Origin of the sequence: Streptomyces sp. NPDC088157, from assembly GCF_044741545.1 — a bacterium.
GTDB lineage: Bacteria > Actinomycetota > Actinomycetes > Streptomycetales > Streptomycetaceae > Streptomyces.
This window is the reverse complement of the sequence record NZ_JBIUSU010000002.1, coordinates 613639-629751: the sequence shown is the minus strand read 5'-3', so window position 1 is coordinate 629751 and position 16113 is coordinate 613639. Positions and strand designations below refer to the sequence as shown.

Sequence of the window (16113 nt, the reverse complement as noted above, 5' to 3'; positions counted from 1 at the left end):
CCTGCGGTCGCGCCCGGGCACGCGCGCTGGGCCGCGGGCCGTACGAGGTACGGGCGCCGGCGGCCTCCTAGAGGGCGCCCTTGCGGGTCAGGTGGTTGAAGGCCAGCCAGCCCGGCAGCACCGGCAGCCACAGCGTCAGCAGGCGGAAGAGGAGCACCGCGGGAGCGGCGACCTCCTTGGGCAGGCCCACCGCGATCAGACCGACCGTCAGGGTCGCCTCGACGGCGCCGACTCCGCCCGGCGTCGGGGCGGCCGAGCCGAGCGCGTTTCCCGCGAGGAAGACGACGGCGACGCTGGCGATGCTGAGGGAGGTCGACTCGTCGCCGAACGCGCGGATCGAGGCGTCCAGGCACATCACGAAGCAGGCGGTGAGGAGGAGCATGCCGCCGATGCCGGTGACCAGCTTCTGCGGCCGCTGGAGCACGTCCAGCATGCGCGGCACGACACCGGCGAACAGCGACCTCACGCGCGTGGAGACGAATTTGCGCAGGAACGGCACCGAGGTCACGACGAGCACGAGCACCGCCACCGTGAGCAGACCCGCGATGACCGTGCGGGACGGCGACAGCGACGGTGTCTTCTCGGTGCCGGTCAGATAGCCGAACGACAGCAGCATCAGGATGTGGCAGCCGAGCCCGAACAGCTGCGAGGCGCCGACGCTGGCCACGGCGAGGCCGGGCCGTACCCCCGCCCGCTGCAGGAAGCGCGTGTTGAGGGCGACTCCGCCGACCGCGGCCGGCGCCACGATCTTCACGAACGATCCGGCGACCTGCGCGGCCACGGTCCGCGGGAACGGCACCCGCTCCGGCACGAATCCCAGCAGGCTCATCGCCGCGGCGACGTAGCTCACCGCGGAGAACAGCACGGCGGCGGCGACCCAGCCCCACTCGGCGTGGGCGACGAGCGGACCGAACTCGATGTGGGTGAGCTGCGTCAGGAGGAAGTACGCGCCGATGGCACCGGCGATGAAGCTCATCAGGGTGCGCGGCCGCACCCGCTCCAGCCGGGCCGGCTCGACCGGTGCCTGGGGCCGGATCAGCAGTACCTCGTGCCGGATCTGCGTCAGCAGATCCTCCTCGCGGGCCTCCTCCAGGGCGTCGTCGATGGCCCGTTTCTCGGCCCGAGCCTCCGCGCGGACGGCCTTCTTGTCCGGCTTCTCCAGGACGACGGGTCCGGAGTCGTGCCCCGCCGCCTCCAGGCGGGCCTGCTTGGCCTGCTGGGAGGCCTCCAGGACCGCCTCGCGCTCGCGCTGTGCACGCTCGCGTGCCAGCCGGCGCAGCGTCGCGCGCGTGGTGCGGGTCAGCGCGATGGGCTGGAGCATCGGCAGACAGTCGGCGACCGCGTCCGGCCCGAGCACGCCCACCGCGGAGGCCACCGCCCGTTCGGCGCCCACCCGCAGGCCGAGCGTCGTCACCAGCTGGGCGACGTCCATGCGCAGCAGCAGGTCGCCGGCCGCGATCTCGCCGCCGCGCAGATCGGTGAGGATCACCGTGCCGGAACGATCCACCAGAATCGCGTCACCCGCGAGCCGGCGGTGCGCGATGCGCCGCGACTGGAGCGCCTGCACCTGGTGCCAGGTGTTGCGCAGCAGGTCGTCCGTGATCTCGTCGTCGGCCAGCGAGTCGAGGGTGCGGCCCCCGGTGTGCTCGTAGACGAGCATGACCGCGTCGGGACCCAGCTCGGAGGTCGCGATCAGCTTCGGCGCGTTGGCGCCGGCCGCGATGGCCGCGTAGGCGAGCAGCGCCTCCTGCTCGAGCGCCTGGCGCAGCGACTGGAGACTGCTGCGGGTGGCGAAGCCTCGCAGGGTCAGATTGCGCCACGCGCGGTAGAAGAACCCCTGGGCCTGCTGTTCCCGGTCGACGACCGTGACGTCGAGTGGTGGTCCGTCCTCCAGGGTGACGAAGTAGCGTCTGCCCCGGTCGCTCTCCGCCGCTTCCGGCGCCTCCTCGCGGGCCGCGCTCACCGGGCGGAAGCCGACGTGCCGCAGGCCCGCCATCAGCGTCCGTCCCGTGGGTCGCACGTTCGGGGAGCCGACCGCGTACAGCGTCCCGTACGCCACGGTCCAGCCGATCAGCACCGTGAGGATGATCGAGAACGGTGTCGTGTAGCCGGTGACGAGCATCGAGAAGGCGTCGAGGAGCAGCACGATCCACAGCACCGAGCGCCAGCGCGGCCGACGGGACATGCCGACGGCCGTCATATAGGCGATGACGGGCGCCAGGTAGCCGTGCACGGGGTCGGTGAGGGCGTGGATGTCACCGGGGGAGGGCTGGGTGAGCGCTTCCTGGATCGAGTTCGGGGCGGCCTTGGCCACCCACAGGTCGGTGGCGAGAGTCACACCGTGCGCGAGGACCGCGGCGAGCACGCCGTCGGCGATGCGCAGTCCGTCCCGCTTGATCAACCGCTCGATCGCGAACGCGACCGGCACCAGCAGGATCGCGATGCTCGACGCCAGACCCGCGATCTTGATGAGGAGATCGGGCGCCTGTCCGGTGCCCTTGTTGATGTCCTGTTCGAGGCCCGAGGTCGTCCCGTGGGCGAAGGCGGCGATGCCCAGAAGCAGGATGACGGCGAGCACGCCGACCAGCAGTCGCATCAGGTCGGAGGGGCGGTGCACGCGCGCGGGGAGCAGCGGTTCGTCGCCCTCGACCTCGTCGATGTGCACCTCTTCCCGTGCCTCGTCGGTGACGTCCGGGCGCGACGCTGCGTCAGAGGTGCCTTCCGCTCCCTCAGGATGCACGCCCTGCTGCTTCATCGTCTCTTCTTGATCTCGTATCACCGGTCACCGCCCGCACGATGGTGGCATGCCGCACTGACACACGGGGGCATCAGGGTGCGGACGCGGGGGCGCACAGTCTGCCTGAAGCCCCGCCCCGGGGCGAGAGTCACACAGGGTCGCGGGCCCGTCGCATTGTCGGTGCCGTGGGGCAGGATGGGGCGGATGAGCGAGCAGAGCCTTCCGGACGACGCCCGCCCGGAGTACACGGACGCGCTGCCGGAGTACGCCGAGCGGGTCCTCGAGGTCGCGGAGCTGATCCCGCCCGGGCGGGTCATGACGTACGGGGACGTGGCGGAGTGGCTGGAGGAGGGCGGGCCCAGACAGGTCGGCCGGGTGATGGCTCTCTACGGCGGTGCCGTCCCGTGGTGGCGTGTGGTGCGCGCGGACGGGGTGCTGCTCCCGGGGCACGAGTTGCGGGCGCTGGACCGCTACCGGGTCGAGGGCACGCCCCTGAAGGAGGCGAGCAGGGCCGCCGAGGGGCACCTGCCGCGCCTCGACATGAAGCGGGCGCGGTGGGACGGCGGCGAACGCGCGGAAAGTCACACCTGACAGCTTCCGCCATCGGACGGGGTCGAGGGGAGCTTGTGGCCCGTACGGGGGAAACGGCGCAAAGGGGGCACGTCCGCGGGATGGCGTACGTTCGAGGGGCGAGGGAGGCGCGTGGCATGCGGGCCGAGAGGGGCGTGAGGGCCATGAGTGTCCTGCGGGCCGTGAGGGAAGAATCGGAAGCAGTCCTTCCGGACCGCTCCTCGGCGTAGCGTCGGCTGCACGCGCCCCGCTCATCCCGTGATCACCGCTCTCCCCGAGTGGCGCTCCGTCAACCAGCACACCCACCAGGACCGGCGAACCACGTGAGCTCCTCTTCCTCCACCAGGCGCCTGTCGCACCCCCAGGGGCGACAGGGGAACCGTGGCGCTTACCGACTGGTACGTACCCCGCCGGCTCAGACGGATCCCCCTCGTCTGGACGCCACGCAGCGCTCCGTGGTTGACCACAGGGCCGGTCCGCTGCTCGTCCTCGCAGGTCCGGGCACCGGGAAGACCACCACGCTCGTCGAGTCCGTGGCGGCCCGGGTCGCCCGCGGTGGCGACCCCGCGCGCATCCTGGTGCTCACGTTCAGCCGCAAGGCCGCCGTGGAGCTGCGGGACCGCATGGCGCACCGCATGGGCGCCGCCCGCGCGCCCCAGGCGACCACCTTCCACTCGTACTGCTACGCCCTGGTCCGCGCCCATCAGGACGCCGACCTGTTCGTGGAGCCGCTGCGGCTGCTGTCCGGGCCCGAACAGGACGTGGCCGTCCGTGAGCTGCTCGCCGGCCAGCTCGACCTGCAACGGCTCGGCCTCGCGCATGTGCGCTGGCCGGACGAACTGCGCGCGTGCCTCACCACGCGCGGCTTCGCCGACGAGGTCCGAGCGGTCCTCGCCCGCAGCCGCGAACTGGGCCTCGACCCCGCGGCCCTGGACGCCTTCGCGCACCGCATCGGCCGCCCCGACTGGCGCGCCGCAGCCGCCTTCCTGGCCGAGTACCTCGACGTGCTCGATCTGCACGGTGTGATCGACTACGCGGAACTCGTCCACCGCGCGGTCCTCCTCGCGCACCGCCCCGAGACGGCCGGGCGGCTCGCCGGACAGTACGACGCCGTGTTCGTCGACGAGTACCAGGACACCGACCCGGCCCAGGTGCGGCTGCTGCACGCCCTCGCCGGCGGCGGCCGCGGCCTCGTCGCCTTCGGCGACCCCGACCAGTCGATCTACACCTTCCGGGGCGCCGACGTGAACGGCATCCTCGACTTCCCCGAGGACTTCCCCCGCCTCGACGGCCGTCCGGCCCCCGTCGAGGTCCTGCGCACCTCCCGCCGCTCCGGCGCCGCCCTGCTGGCGTCCACCCGGCTGGTCACCCAGCGGATGCCCCTGACCCGCCTCCCGGCCGAGAAGGTCCGCGCCCATCGCGAACTGACCGCAGCGCGCGACGGCGGCCGCGTCGAGGTCTACACGTACCCGACCGCCGGCACCGAGCTGGACAACGTCGCCGACATCCTGCGCCGCGCACACCTCGAGGACGGCGTGCCCTGGAACGAGATGGCCGTCCTGGTGCGCGCCGGCTCCCGCACGATCCCGACGGTCCGCCGCGCCCTCACCGCCGCCGGCGTCCCCCTCGACATCGACGGCGACGACCTCCCCCTGCGCCACGAACCGGCCGTGGCGCCCCTGCTGACGGCCCTGCGGGCGGTGGCGACAGCCGAGGCCTCCGCACCACCCGCGGGAGGCGAGGACACCGAGGCCGACACGGGCGACTGCTGGCTCGACACCGAGACCGCCCTCACTCTCCTCGCCTCCCCGCTCGCCGGCATGGACGCCGCCGATCTGCGCCGCCTCGGACGGGCCCTGCGCGAGGAGGAGCGCGCCGGGGGCAACGCGCTGCCCCCGCCCTCCGACGAACTCCTCGCGCGTGCCCTGGCCGAGCCGGAGCGACTGGTCGCCCACGACCCGACGTACGCGCGCGGTGCCCAGCGCCTCGGCGCGCTGCTGGCGACGGCCCGTGCGGGTCTCGCCCGTGGCGGTACGGCCGAGGAGGCGCTGTGGGACCTCTGGGACGGCACACCCTGGCCCGGGCGACTGGAGCGGGCCGCCCGGCGCGGCGGCGCGGCCGGCCGCAACGCCGACCGCGACCTCGACGCCATCTGCGCCCTGTTCGCCACGGCCGCGCGCGCGGAGGAGCGCACCGGCGGGAGGGGCGCCCTGAACTTCCTGGCCGAGATCGAGGCCGAGGACATCGCCGCCGACACCCTCACCCGGCGTGCCGTGCGCCCCGACGCCGTCCGTCTGATGACCGCCCACCGGGCCAAGGGCCTGGAATGGAGCCTGGTCGTCGTGGCCGGCGTCCAGGAGGGCCTGTGGCCGGACCTGCGCCGCCGGGGCTCCCTCCTGGAGGCGGACCGCATCGGCCGGGACGGACTCGCCGAGCCGCTCACCCCGGGCGCGCTGCTCGCCGAGGAGCGCCGGCTGTTCTACGTCGCCGCCACACGCGCACGTGCGCGTCTGGTCGTCACCGCCGTGAAGGCGCCCGCCGACGACGGCGACCAGCCCTCGCGCTTCCTGACCGAACTCGGTGTCGAGCCCAAGGACGTCACGGGCCGTCCGCGCCGGCCCCTGGCGGTCGCCCCGCTGGTGGCCGAACTACGCGCCACGACGGTCGACCCCCACGCCTCCGCCACCCTCCGGGAGGCCGCCGCCCGCCGCCTGGCCCGGCTGGCCGCGCTCGCCGACGAGGACGGCAGGCCCCTGGTGCCGTCCGCCCACCCGTACCGCTGGTGGGGCATGTTCGAGCCGACGGAGAGCAAGGTGCCGCTGCGCGACCGCGACCAGCCCGTCGTGCTCTCCGGCAGCGCCCTCGACCAGCTCGCCAACACCTGTGCCCTCCAGTGGTTCCTGGGCCGCGAGGTGAAGGCCGACGCCCCCGCCACCGTCGCCCAGGGCTTCGGCAACGTCGTGCACGTGCTCGCCGACGAGGTCGCCTCCGGACACACCCCGGCCGACCTCGACGTCCTCATGGAGCGCCTCGACTCCGTGTGGAACGCCCTCGCCTTCGACGCGCCGTGGAAGTCCGCGCAGGAGAAGACGCACGCGCGTGTGGCGCTCGAACGCTTCCTGAAGTGGCATGTGATGGACCGCGCGGGCCGCACGCCGGTCGCCAGCGAGCACGACTTCGACGTCACCCTGGAAGCAGGCGAGTACGAGGTGCGCATCCGCGGCCAGATGGACCGTGTCGAGGCCGACGGGGAAGGCCGCGCCTACGTCGTCGACTTCAAGACCGGCAAACACGCGCCGACCGCCCGCGAGGTGGAGCGCCACCCCCAGCTCGCCGTCTATCAGCTGGCCGTCCGCGAAGGCGCCGTCGACGAGGCCTTCGACGGCGTACGGCCCGCACCGGGCGGTGCCGAACTCGTCCAGCTGCGGCAGAGCGCCGCCAAGCGGGACGGCGGCGAGAGCCTGCCCAAGGTGCAGGCGCAGGAAGCCCTTGAGGGCGCGGCGGGGGAGTGGGTCGGTGACCTGCTCGCCACGGCGGCCGGCAAGGTCCTCGACGAGCGGTTCACCCCGACCGCCGGCCAGCAGTGCACCCACTGCGCGTTCCGTGCCTCGTGCAGCGCCCGGCCCGAGGGACGGCACGTGGTCGAGTGACGGACGCGGGTGGCGGACGCGGGTGACGGACGGGCGTGGCGGACGCGGGTGACCGGTGCGTGCCGCAGACCTGTGTGACGGACCGCACCACCTGTGCTGACCTGCGCTTCTCCGAGGCGCGGCGGACGATTTGTCATCGACTGTCAGTGCCCGCCGCTAGCCTCTCCCCATGCCCGCCCGTATCAGCGATCCCGAGCAGCTCAAGGAGCTCCTCGGGATCCCCTTCACTCCGGAGCAGACGGCCTGCATCATCGCGCCGCCCGCCCCGCAGGTGATCGTGGCCGGAGCCGGGTCGGGCAAGACGACGGTGATGGCCGCGCGCGTGGTGTGGCTCGTCGGCACCGGCCAGGTCGCTCCCGACCAGGTCCTCGGCCTGACCTTTACCAACAAGGCCGCCGGAGAACTCGCCGAGCGCGTCCGCAAGGCACTGGTCAGGGCAGGCGTCACCGACCCCGACCTCATCGACCCGGACAACCCGCCGGGCGAGCCGGTGATCTCGACCTACCACGCTTTCGCGGGCCGCCTCCTGACCGATCACGGTCTGCGCATCGGCCTGGAACCGACGTCCCGCCTGCTCGCCGACGCCACCCGCTACCAGCTCGCCGCGCGCGTGCTGCGCGAGGCCCCCGGACCCTACCCGTCGCTCACCCGCTCCTTCGCCGACCTGATCAGCGATCTCCTGGCGCTCGACGCCGAACTCGCCGAGCACCTCGTCCGGCCCGAGGACCTGCGCGCGTGGGACGCCGGACTGCTGAGCGGCCTGGAAGGCGCCAGGCTCACCAACGCCGACCTGCGCAAGGTGCCCGAGACGGCCGCGGCCCGCCGCGAACTGGCCGACCTGGTGCTGCGCTACCGGGCGGCCAAGCGCGAGCGCGACCTGCTCGACTTCGGCGACCAGATCGCCCTGGCGGCCCGGCTCGCCCAGGTTCCCGAGGTGGGCCCGATCCTGCGCGAGGAGTTCCGGGTGGTCCTCCTCGACGAGTACCAGGACACGTCGGTGGCCCAGCGCATCCTCCTGGCCGGCCTCTTCGGCGGCGGCACGGGGCACCCCGTCACCGCCGTCGGCGACCCCTGCCAGGCCATCTACGGCTGGCGCGGCGCCTCCGTGGCCAACCTCGACGACTTCCCCGAGCACTTCGCGCACGCCGACGGAAGCAGGGCACGACGCCAGTCGCTCAGCGAGAACCGCCGCAGCGGCGGCCGCCTCCTGGACCTCGCCAACGGGCTCGCCGAGCCCCTGCGCGCCATGCACGCGGGCGTGGAGGCCCTGCGCCCCGCACCCGGCGCCGAACGCGACGGAGTCGTCCGCTGCGCCCTGCTGAACACCCACGCCGAGGAGATGGACTGGATCGCCGACTCCGTCGCCCACCTCGTGCGCACCGGCAAGGCGCCCGGTGAGATCGCCGTCCTGTGCCGCACGGCCACCGACTTCGCGGAGATCCAGGGCGCGCTGGTCGCCCGGGACATCCCCGTCGAGGTCGTGGGCCTTTCCGGCCTGCTGCACCTGCCCGAGGTCGCCGACCTCGTCGCCGTCTGCGAGGTTCTCCAGGATCCCGGCGCGAACGCCTCCCTGGTCCGTCTGCTCACCGGCCCGCGCTGGCGCATCGGCCCCCGTGACCTCGCCCTCCTGGGCCGACGGGCCCGGCTGCTCGTGAGCCACGCGCGCGGGGGCGGCGACGACGACCCGGACCGTCGGCTCGCCGCGGCCGTCGAGGGGGTCGACCCGTCCGAGGTGATATCGCTCGCGGACGCCCTCGACACGTTCCTGGAAACGCCCCTCTACCGCGACGGCGGTAACGGGGACGACGACGGGCTGCCCTTCTCGCCGGACGCACGCGTGCGGTTCGCGCGACTCGCCGCCGAACTCCGCGACCTGCGCCGGTCATTGGCCGACCCCCTGATGGACGTCCTGCACCGCGTCCTCGCCGTCACCGGCCTCGAGGTCGAGCTGTCGGCGTCGCCGCACGCCCTGGCCGCCCGGCGCCGCGAGACCCTGTCCAACTTCCTCGACATCGCCGCCTCCTTCGCCGCGAGCGAGAGCCAGGCCGGCCTGCTGGCCTTCCTCGGCTTCCTGCGCACCGCCGCCCAGTACGAGAAGGGCCTCGACAACGCCCTCCCCGGCGGCGAGAACACCGTCAAGGTCCTCACCGCGCACAAGTCCAAGGGCCTGGAGTGGGACGTCGTCGCCGTCCCCGGTCTGGTCACCGGAACCTTCCCCAGCGGCCAGGGCCGCGAGAAGTGGACCGCCCAGGCCAAGGTGCTGCCGCACGAACTGCGCGGCGACGCCGCCACGCTCCCCGACCTCGACTCCTGGGACGCACGGGGCATGAAGGCCTTCCACGAGGCCATGAAGGACCATCAGCACACCGAGGAACTCCGCCTCGGCTACGTCACCTTCACCCGCCCCCGCTCCCTGCTCCTGGGGTCCGGCCACTGGTGGGGCCCGACCCAGAAGAAGCCCCGCGGCCCGTCCGACTTCCTCCAGGAGCTGTACGACCACTGCGCGGCCGGACACGGCGAGATCGAGGTCTGGGCGGACGAACCGGAGGAGGACGAGGAGAACCCCGTCCTGCACCGGGCGACGGCCGACCAGGTCTGGCCGCTCCCTCTGGACGACGACGCGCTCGCCCGCCGCCGCGCCGCCGCCGAAACCGTCCTCGCCCATCTCGAGGACCTCGCCTCGCACCCGGACGGCCATCCCGGCGCCACCCACGACCCGGACGCCTACGACGACCCGGACTGGCCCCCGCCACCGGACGAGGACGAGTTCCCCCACGAGCCTCACGACGACGGCCCCGCATACGAAGGCCCCGAGTACGAGGACCCCGAGTACGGCGACCCTCTGTACGACGAGCCGCCTTACGGAGAGTCCGATCCGTTCCAGGACGCGTCCTTCGAGGACGCGCCGGTCGAGGACACGCCCCTCGACCTTCCCCCGCACGGAGAGGACTCCGCAGGCCGGCACCGGTTTGTCTCCGGCCGCCCCGCCGTGCCCCACCAGGCGACAGCTCCCGAGCTTCCGGCGACCCGCCCGCGCCGGACCTCCCTCACCCCCGAGGAAGCCCGCGCCGTCGCCTCCTGGGACCGTGACCTGGACGCGCTCGCCGGAGAGCTGCTGCGCGCCCGCCGGAGCGTCACGGACGTACCTCTGCCCAGGACGCTGACCGCCTCGCAGGTGCTGCGGCTGGCCGCCGATCCCGACGGCCTCGCCCAGGAACTCGCGCGCCCCATGCCGCGCCCCCCGCAACCGGCCGCGCGCCGGGGCACCCGGTTCCACGCCTGGGTGGAGGCCCGCTTCGAGGAGTTGACGCTCCCCCTGCTGGAGCCGGACGAGCTGCCCGGCGGCGACGCCGAGATCGCCGACGAACGCGACCTGGAGGCCCTCAAGGAGGCCTTCGAGCGCACCGAGTACGCCCACCGCACGCCCTACAGGGTCGAGGCCCCCTTCCAGCTCGCCCTGGCCGGCCGTGTCGTACGGGGCCGTATCGACGCCGTCTACAAGGAGGGCGACGGAGCTTCGGCCACCTACGACATCGTCGACTGGAAGACCCATCGCGCCCGCACCGCCGACCCCCTCCAGCTCGCCCTCTACCGGCTCGCCTGGGCCGAGCAGCAGGGTGTGCCCGTGGAATCCGTCACAGCGGCGTTCCTCTACGTACGCGGCGGCGAGGTCGTACGACCGGAGGGTCTGCCCGATCGTGCCGCGCTGGAGCGCCTGTTGACCGGGGAAGAGGGCGCCGAGGACGACCGCGGCGGACCGGTCGCGCGAGCAGACCCGGCGCAAGGGCCCGGCGAGGACGCCGGTGGGGGCCGATAGGCTCGTGACCATGAGCCATACCGTTGACAGTGCCGTCAGCGCCGTCCGCACGTACATCGAGCAGCACCGCGCCGCCTTCCTCGACGACCTCGCCGAGTGGCTGCGCATCCCGTCGGTGTCGGCGCAGCCCGACCACGCCCCCGACGTACGGCGCAGCGCGGACTGGCTCGCAGCCAAGCTGAAGGAAACCGGCTTCCCGACCGTCGAGGTCTGGCAGACGCCGGGCGCCCCGGCCGTCTACGCGGAGTGGCCCTCCGGCGATCCGCAGGCCCCCACCGTCCTGGTCTACGGCCATCACGACGTACAGCCCGCCGCCCGCGAGGACGGCTGGGACACCGACCCGTTCGAGCCCGTCGTCCGCGGCGGCCGCCTCCACGCGCGGGGAGCGGCCGACGACAAGGGCCAGGTCTTCTTCCACACCCTCGGTGTCCGCGCCCACCTCGCCGCCACCGGCCGCCGGGCCCCTGCCGTCGGACTCAAGCTGCTGATCGAGGGCGAGGAGGAGTCCAGCTCCCCGAACTTCCGCGCCCTGGTCGAGGAGCAGGCGGGACGGCTCGCCGCGGACGCCGTGATCGTCTCCGACACCGGGATGTGGTCCGAGGACACCCCGACGGTGTGCACCGGCATGCGCGGCCTCGCCGAGTGCGAGATCCGGCTGTTCGGCCCCGACCAGGACATCCACTCGGGCTCCTTCGGCGGGGCCGTGCCCAACCCGGCCACCGCGGCCGCCCGTCTCGTCGCGGCCCTGCACGACGAGCACGCGCGCGTGGCCGTCCCCGGCTTCTACGACGGCATCGTCGAGCTCACCGACCGCGAGCGCGAGCTCTTCGCCGAGCTGCCGTTCGACGAGGACCAGTGGCTGCGCACCGCCAGGTCGCACGCCACGCACGGCGAGGCCGGACACAGCACCCTGGAGCGCATCTGGGCCCGCCCGACCGCCGAGGTCAACGGCATCGGCGGCGGCTATCAGGGCCCGGGCAGCAAGACGATCATCCCGTCCTCGGCCTTCGTGAAGCTGTCGTTCCGGCTGGTAGCCGGCCAGGATCCCGAGCACGTGGAGAAGGCCGTCCGCGGCTGGGCCGCCGAGCAGCTGCCCGCCGGGATCCGGCACGAGATCCAGTTCAGCCCGGCCACGCGCCCGTGCCTGACCCCGCTGGACCACCCGGCCCTCCAGTCCGTGGTCCGCGCCATGGGCCGCGCCTTCGAAGGCCCTGTCCGCTTCACGCGGGAGGGCGGCTCGGGACCGGCCGCCGACCTGCAGGAGGTCCTCGGTGCTCCCGTGCTCTTCCTGGGCATCTCCGTCCCCTCGGACGGCTGGCACGCGCCGAACGAGAAGGTCGAGCTGGATCTTCTACTGAAGGGCGTCGAGACCACCGCGTACCTCTGGGGCGACCTGGCCGACAACTGGCGTCGTGCGCCCTGACGCCCCCGCTCGGTCCGGAGGGGACACGCGCGCGGGGCACACTGGAAAGGCCGCCCCGCACCGCGACATCGCACCGGAACCGGTCCTCTGCCGTACGTCCCGCTGAACCGCCCGCCGAAACAACCGTTCCACCGGGGGAGTTGGAAGTACCCGTGACCACCTGGACCGACCAGAACGCCGATCGACCCATCTCGCTCACCGCGCCGAGCGGTGTCGACCGGGCCGCCCACCACCGGCTCGACGAGGCGTGGCTCGCCGCGGCGTGGAGCCACCCCACTACGCGTTGCTTCGTCGTCTCCGGCGGCCAGGTCCTCATCGACGAGACGTCCGGCGGCCACACCGAGCTCGTCATGACCCCGTCGTTCGAGGCGCCCCTCACCGAGGCGCACCGCTACTTCCTGGGCACCGACGAGGAGGGCGTCAGCTACTTCGCCCTCCAGAAGGACGCGCTGCCCGGCCGTATCGACCAGTCCGCCCGCCCGGCGGGCCTGCGCGAGGCCGGCCTGCTGCTGTCGCCGCGCGACACGGGACTGATGGTCCACGCGGTGGCCCTGGAGAACTGGCAGCGACTGCACCGATTCTGCTCCCGCTGCGGCGAGCGCACGGTGATCGCCGCGGCCGGCCACATCCGCCGCTGCCCCGCCTGCGGTGCCGAGCACTACCCGCGCACCGACCCCGCGGTGATCATGGCGGTCACGGACGAGGAGGACCGCATCCTCCTCGGCCGACAGGTCCACTGGCCCGAGGGCCGCTTCTCGACCCTCGCCGGCTTCGTCGAGCCCGGTGAGTCCATCGAGCAGTCCGTGCGCCGCGAGGTCTTCGAGGAGGCCGGCATCACGGTCGGCCAGGTCGACTACATCGCCAGCCAGCCCTGGCCCTTCCCGTCCAGCCTCATGCTGGGTTTCATGGCCCGCGCCACGTCCACCGACATCGAGGTGGACGGTGACGAGATCCACGAGGCCCGCTGGTTCTCCCGCGACGAACTCGGTGCCGCCTTCGAGTCCGGCGAGGTGCTTCCCCCCTACGGCATCTCCATCGCGGCCCGGCTGATCGAGCTCTGGTACGGCAAGCCGCTGCCGACCCGCAGTTTCATCTGACCCCACGGCGCGAAAAAGGGCGGCCCCCGACACCTCCGGGGCCGCCCTTGCCTCCGCTGCTGCGGTCAGGCGCCGATCCTCTGCTTCACCTGCGCCAGCGACGGGTTCGTCAGCGTGGAGCCGTCGGGGAACAGCACGGTCGGAACCGTCTGGTTTCCGCCATTGGCCTTCTCCACGAACGCCGCGGACGCCGGGTCCTGCTCGATGTTGATCTCGGTGTATCCGATGCCCTCGCGGTCGAGCTGCTTCTTCAGCCGCTGGCAGTAGCCGCACCACGTGGTGCTGTACATCGTCACAGTGCCCAGCATGTCTTCTCGTGCTCCTTCGGCGGGTCGGGGAACAGGTGGTCGCAGGGGGAGAACGTACTTGAAAGGGCCACCATTCCCGCAGGGCGCTGTGCGGCGCGGGCTGCCGGGAGTGACACGCGCCGCATTAGTACGACCGCAGGGGCCCGCCTGTGGACAACCGGCCCGTCCGGCTCCGCCGACCTGGCAGCATGGCCATGTGACAGCAGCAACGCACTCCACCCTCTTCCCGCAGGTACCGGACTCGGCCGACGCGGTGCTCGAAGGGCTCGACCCCGAGCAGCGCGAGGTGGCCACCGCCCTGCACGGTCCGGTGTGTGTGCTGGCCGGAGCAGGTACGGGCAAGACCCGGGCGATCACCCACCGCATCGCCTACGGTGTGCGCGCCGGCATCCTGCACCCCTCCAGCGTGCTGGCGGTCACCTTCACCAACCGGGCCGCCGGAGAGATGCGGGGCCGGCTGCGCCAGCTCGGCGCCCAGGGTGTCCAGGCCCGCACCTTCCACTCCGCGGCCCTGCGTCAGCTGCAGTACTTCTGGCCGAAAGCGATCGGTGGCTCCCTGCCCCGGCTCGTCGACCGCAAGATCCAGCTCGTCGCCGATGCGGCGGCCGCCTGCCGTATCCGTCTCGACCGGGGCGAGCTGCGGGACGTCACCGCGGAGATCGAGTGGTCCAAGGTCACCCAGACCGTTCCCGCCGACTACGCACCGGCCGCCGTCAAGGCGGGCCGCGAGATCCCCCGGGACCCCGCCGAGATCGCCCAGCTCTACGCGGCCTACGAGGACCTCAAGCGGCAGCGTGGCGTCATCGACTTCGAGGACGTGCTGCTGCTGACCGTCGCCGTCCTCCAGGACCGGCACGACATCGCCGAGCAGGTCCGCGCCCAGTACCAGCACTTCGTGGTCGACGAGTACCAGGACGTCAGCCCCCTCCAGCAGCGGCTGCTCGAGCTGTGGCTCGGCGAGCGGGACAACCTGTGCGTGGTCGGGGACGCCAGCCAGACGATCTACTCCTTCACCGGAGCCACCCCCGACCACCTCCTCGACTTCCGCACCCGCCACCCCGGCGCCACCGTCGTCAAGCTGGTCCGCGACTACCGCTCCACCCCCCAGGTCGTCCACCTCGCCAACGGTCTGCTCTCCCAGGCCAGCGGCCGCGCCGCCGACCACCGCCTGGAGCTGGTCTCCCAGCGCGCCCCGGGACCCGAGCCCGGCTACGCCGAGTACCCCGACGAGCCCGCCGAGGCCGAGGGCGCGGCCCGCCGGATCCGCGAGCTTCTCGACGCCGGTGTCCCGGCCGCGGAGATCGCCATCCTGTTCCGTACCAACGCGCAGTCGGAGACCTACGAGCAGGCACTCGCCGACCTGGGCGTCCCCTACCAGCTGCGCGGGGCCGAGCGCTTCTTCGACCGCCCCGAGGTACGCAAGGCGGGAATCGCCCTGCGCGGCGCGGCCCGCTTCGGCGGCAACGACGCCCTGCTGGAGGACGCCGTCGACCTGCCCTCCCAGGTGCGTGCCGTCCTCTCGGGGGAGGGCTGGACCCCACAGCCGCCGGCCGGTTCCGGAGCCGTCAGGGAACGCTGGGAGTCCCTGGCCGCGCTGGTCGGCCTCGCGCAGGACTTCGCCGCCGCCCAGTCCGGTGCCACACTCGCCGACCTGGTCGCCGAGCTCGACGAACGGGCGAACGCCCAGCACGCCCCGACCGTCCAGGGCGTCACCCTGGCCTCCCTGCACTCGGCCAAGGGCCTCGAGTGGGACGTCGTCTTCCTGGTCGGCGTCGCCGAGGGCATGATGCCGATCACCTACGCCAGGACCGACGAGCAGATCGAGGAGGAGCGCCGCCTCCTCTACGTCGGGGTCACCCGGGCCCGTGAGCGCCTTCACGTCTCCTGGGCGCTCTCCCGCTCGCCCGGCGGCCGCCCGAGCCGCCGGCCCAGCCGCTTCCTCGACGGTCTGCGTCCCGGTTCGGGCGCCGCCGCCGGTCGCGCGGGCGGCGGAGGAGCCGGTGGCATCGAGCGCGGCTTCACCGGTGCCGTGGCGGGCGCCCCCGTCGTGCGGCGCCGCACCCAGCGGGCCCCGGCCCGCTGCCGGGTCTGCGGGCGCACCCTGACCGACGCCGGCGAGATGAAGCTGATGCGCTGCGAGGAGTGCCCCTCCGACATGGACGAGGGGCTGTACGAACGCCTGCGCGACTGGCGAGCGGTCCAGGCACAGCGGGCGGGACAGCCCGCGTTCTGCGTCTTCACCGACAAGACCCTGATGGCGATCGCCGAGACCGTCCCCGAGGAGGAGGGCGAGCTCGCGCGGATCCCGGGGGTCGGAGTACGCAAGTTCAACCGCTATGGAGCCGATGTCCTGGCCATCTGCGCAGGCCAAGACGTGGGAGGGGACGAGAAGCGGGACTGAGGTCGGGCGGTTCGGCAACTGATCCGAACTCGTCGGAAAAATAGTTTGCGCATGCCCCGGCAATCCCCATAGGTTCTTAGACACGGGAACGGCGGCCTTCTCCAAGGCCC

Annotated in this window: 8 protein-coding genes; 6 read left to right on the top strand and 2 right to left on the bottom strand. The window is 73.0% G+C overall.

The genetic code is table 11. The features are described from left to right. Positions 1-67: 67 nt before the first annotated feature. Positions 68-2755, bottom strand: a complete 2688-nt coding sequence (locus ACIPFH_RS09105; RefSeq protein ID WP_401824524.1) for a lysylphosphatidylglycerol synthase domain-containing protein — start codon at positions 2753-2755, stop codon at positions 68-70. A gap of 186 nt (positions 2756-2941) precedes the next feature. Here ACIPFH_RS09105 and ACIPFH_RS09100 point away from each other — a divergent pair, with 186 nt between their 5' ends. The 5 genes from ACIPFH_RS09100 to nudC all read left to right on the top strand — a co-directional run bounded on the left by ACIPFH_RS09100 (position 2942) and on the right by nudC (position 13294). After that, the gene (locus ACIPFH_RS09100; protein WP_356258186.1) at positions 2942-3328 is read left to right on the top strand and encodes an MGMT family protein; all 387 of its coding nucleotides are present in this window, start codon (positions 2942-2944) and stop codon (positions 3326-3328) included. A gap of 302 nt (positions 3329-3630) precedes the next feature. After that, positions 3631-6957: an ATP-dependent helicase gene (locus tag ACIPFH_RS09095; protein WP_401824522.1), complete on the top strand. Its 3327-nt coding sequence runs from the start codon at positions 3631-3633 to the stop codon at positions 6955-6957. Between the two features lie 169 nt (positions 6958-7126). Beyond that, positions 7127-10774: a UvrD-helicase domain-containing protein gene (locus tag ACIPFH_RS09090; protein WP_401824520.1), complete on the top strand. Its 3648-nt coding sequence runs from the start codon at positions 7127-7129 to the stop codon at positions 10772-10774. A 10-nt stretch (positions 10775-10784) separates the two neighbouring features. Continuing rightward, a complete protein-coding gene (locus ACIPFH_RS09085; protein ID WP_401824518.1) occupies positions 10785-12197 on the top strand; it encodes a dipeptidase in 1413 nt (470 codons plus the stop codon). A 152-nt stretch (positions 12198-12349) separates the two neighbouring features. Continuing rightward, positions 12350-13294 (top strand): NAD(+) diphosphatase, encoded by a 945-nt coding sequence (nudC, locus tag ACIPFH_RS09080; protein WP_401824516.1) that lies wholly within the window; start codon positions 12350-12352, stop codon positions 13292-13294. A 65-nt stretch (positions 13295-13359) separates the two neighbouring features. Here the strand turns inward: nudC and ACIPFH_RS09075 are convergent, their stop codons facing one another. Continuing rightward, positions 13360-13602: a mycoredoxin gene (locus ACIPFH_RS09075; protein ID WP_327317711.1), complete on the bottom strand. Its 243-nt coding sequence runs from the start codon at positions 13600-13602 to the stop codon at positions 13360-13362. Between the two features lie 109 nt (positions 13603-13711). Here ACIPFH_RS09075 and ACIPFH_RS09070 point away from each other — a divergent pair, with 109 nt between their 5' ends. Further along, a complete protein-coding gene (locus ACIPFH_RS09070) occupies positions 13712-16003 on the top strand; it encodes an ATP-dependent DNA helicase UvrD2 (RefSeq protein WP_401824514.1) in 2292 nt (763 codons plus the stop codon). The last annotated feature ends 110 nt before the right edge of the window (positions 16004-16113 follow it).

Coding starts and splice junctions, on each gene's coding strand:
- ACIPFH_RS09085 (WP_401824518.1), top strand. CDS start 10,785: ATGAGCCATACCGTTGACAGTGCCGTCAGCGCCGTCCGCACGTACATC.
- ACIPFH_RS09090 (WP_401824520.1), top strand. CDS start 7,127: ATGCCCGCCCGTATCAGCGATCCCGAGCAGCTCAAGGAGCTCCTCGGG.
- ACIPFH_RS09100 (WP_356258186.1), top strand. CDS start 2,942: ATGAGCGAGCAGAGCCTTCCGGACGACGCCCGCCCGGAGTACACGGAC.
- ACIPFH_RS09105 (WP_401824524.1), bottom strand. CDS start 2,755: ATGAAGCAGCAGGGCGTGCATCCTGAGGGAGCGGAAGGCACCTCTGAC.
- ACIPFH_RS09075 (WP_327317711.1), bottom strand. CDS start 13,602: ATGCTGGGCACTGTGACGATGTACAGCACCACGTGGTGCGGCTACTGC.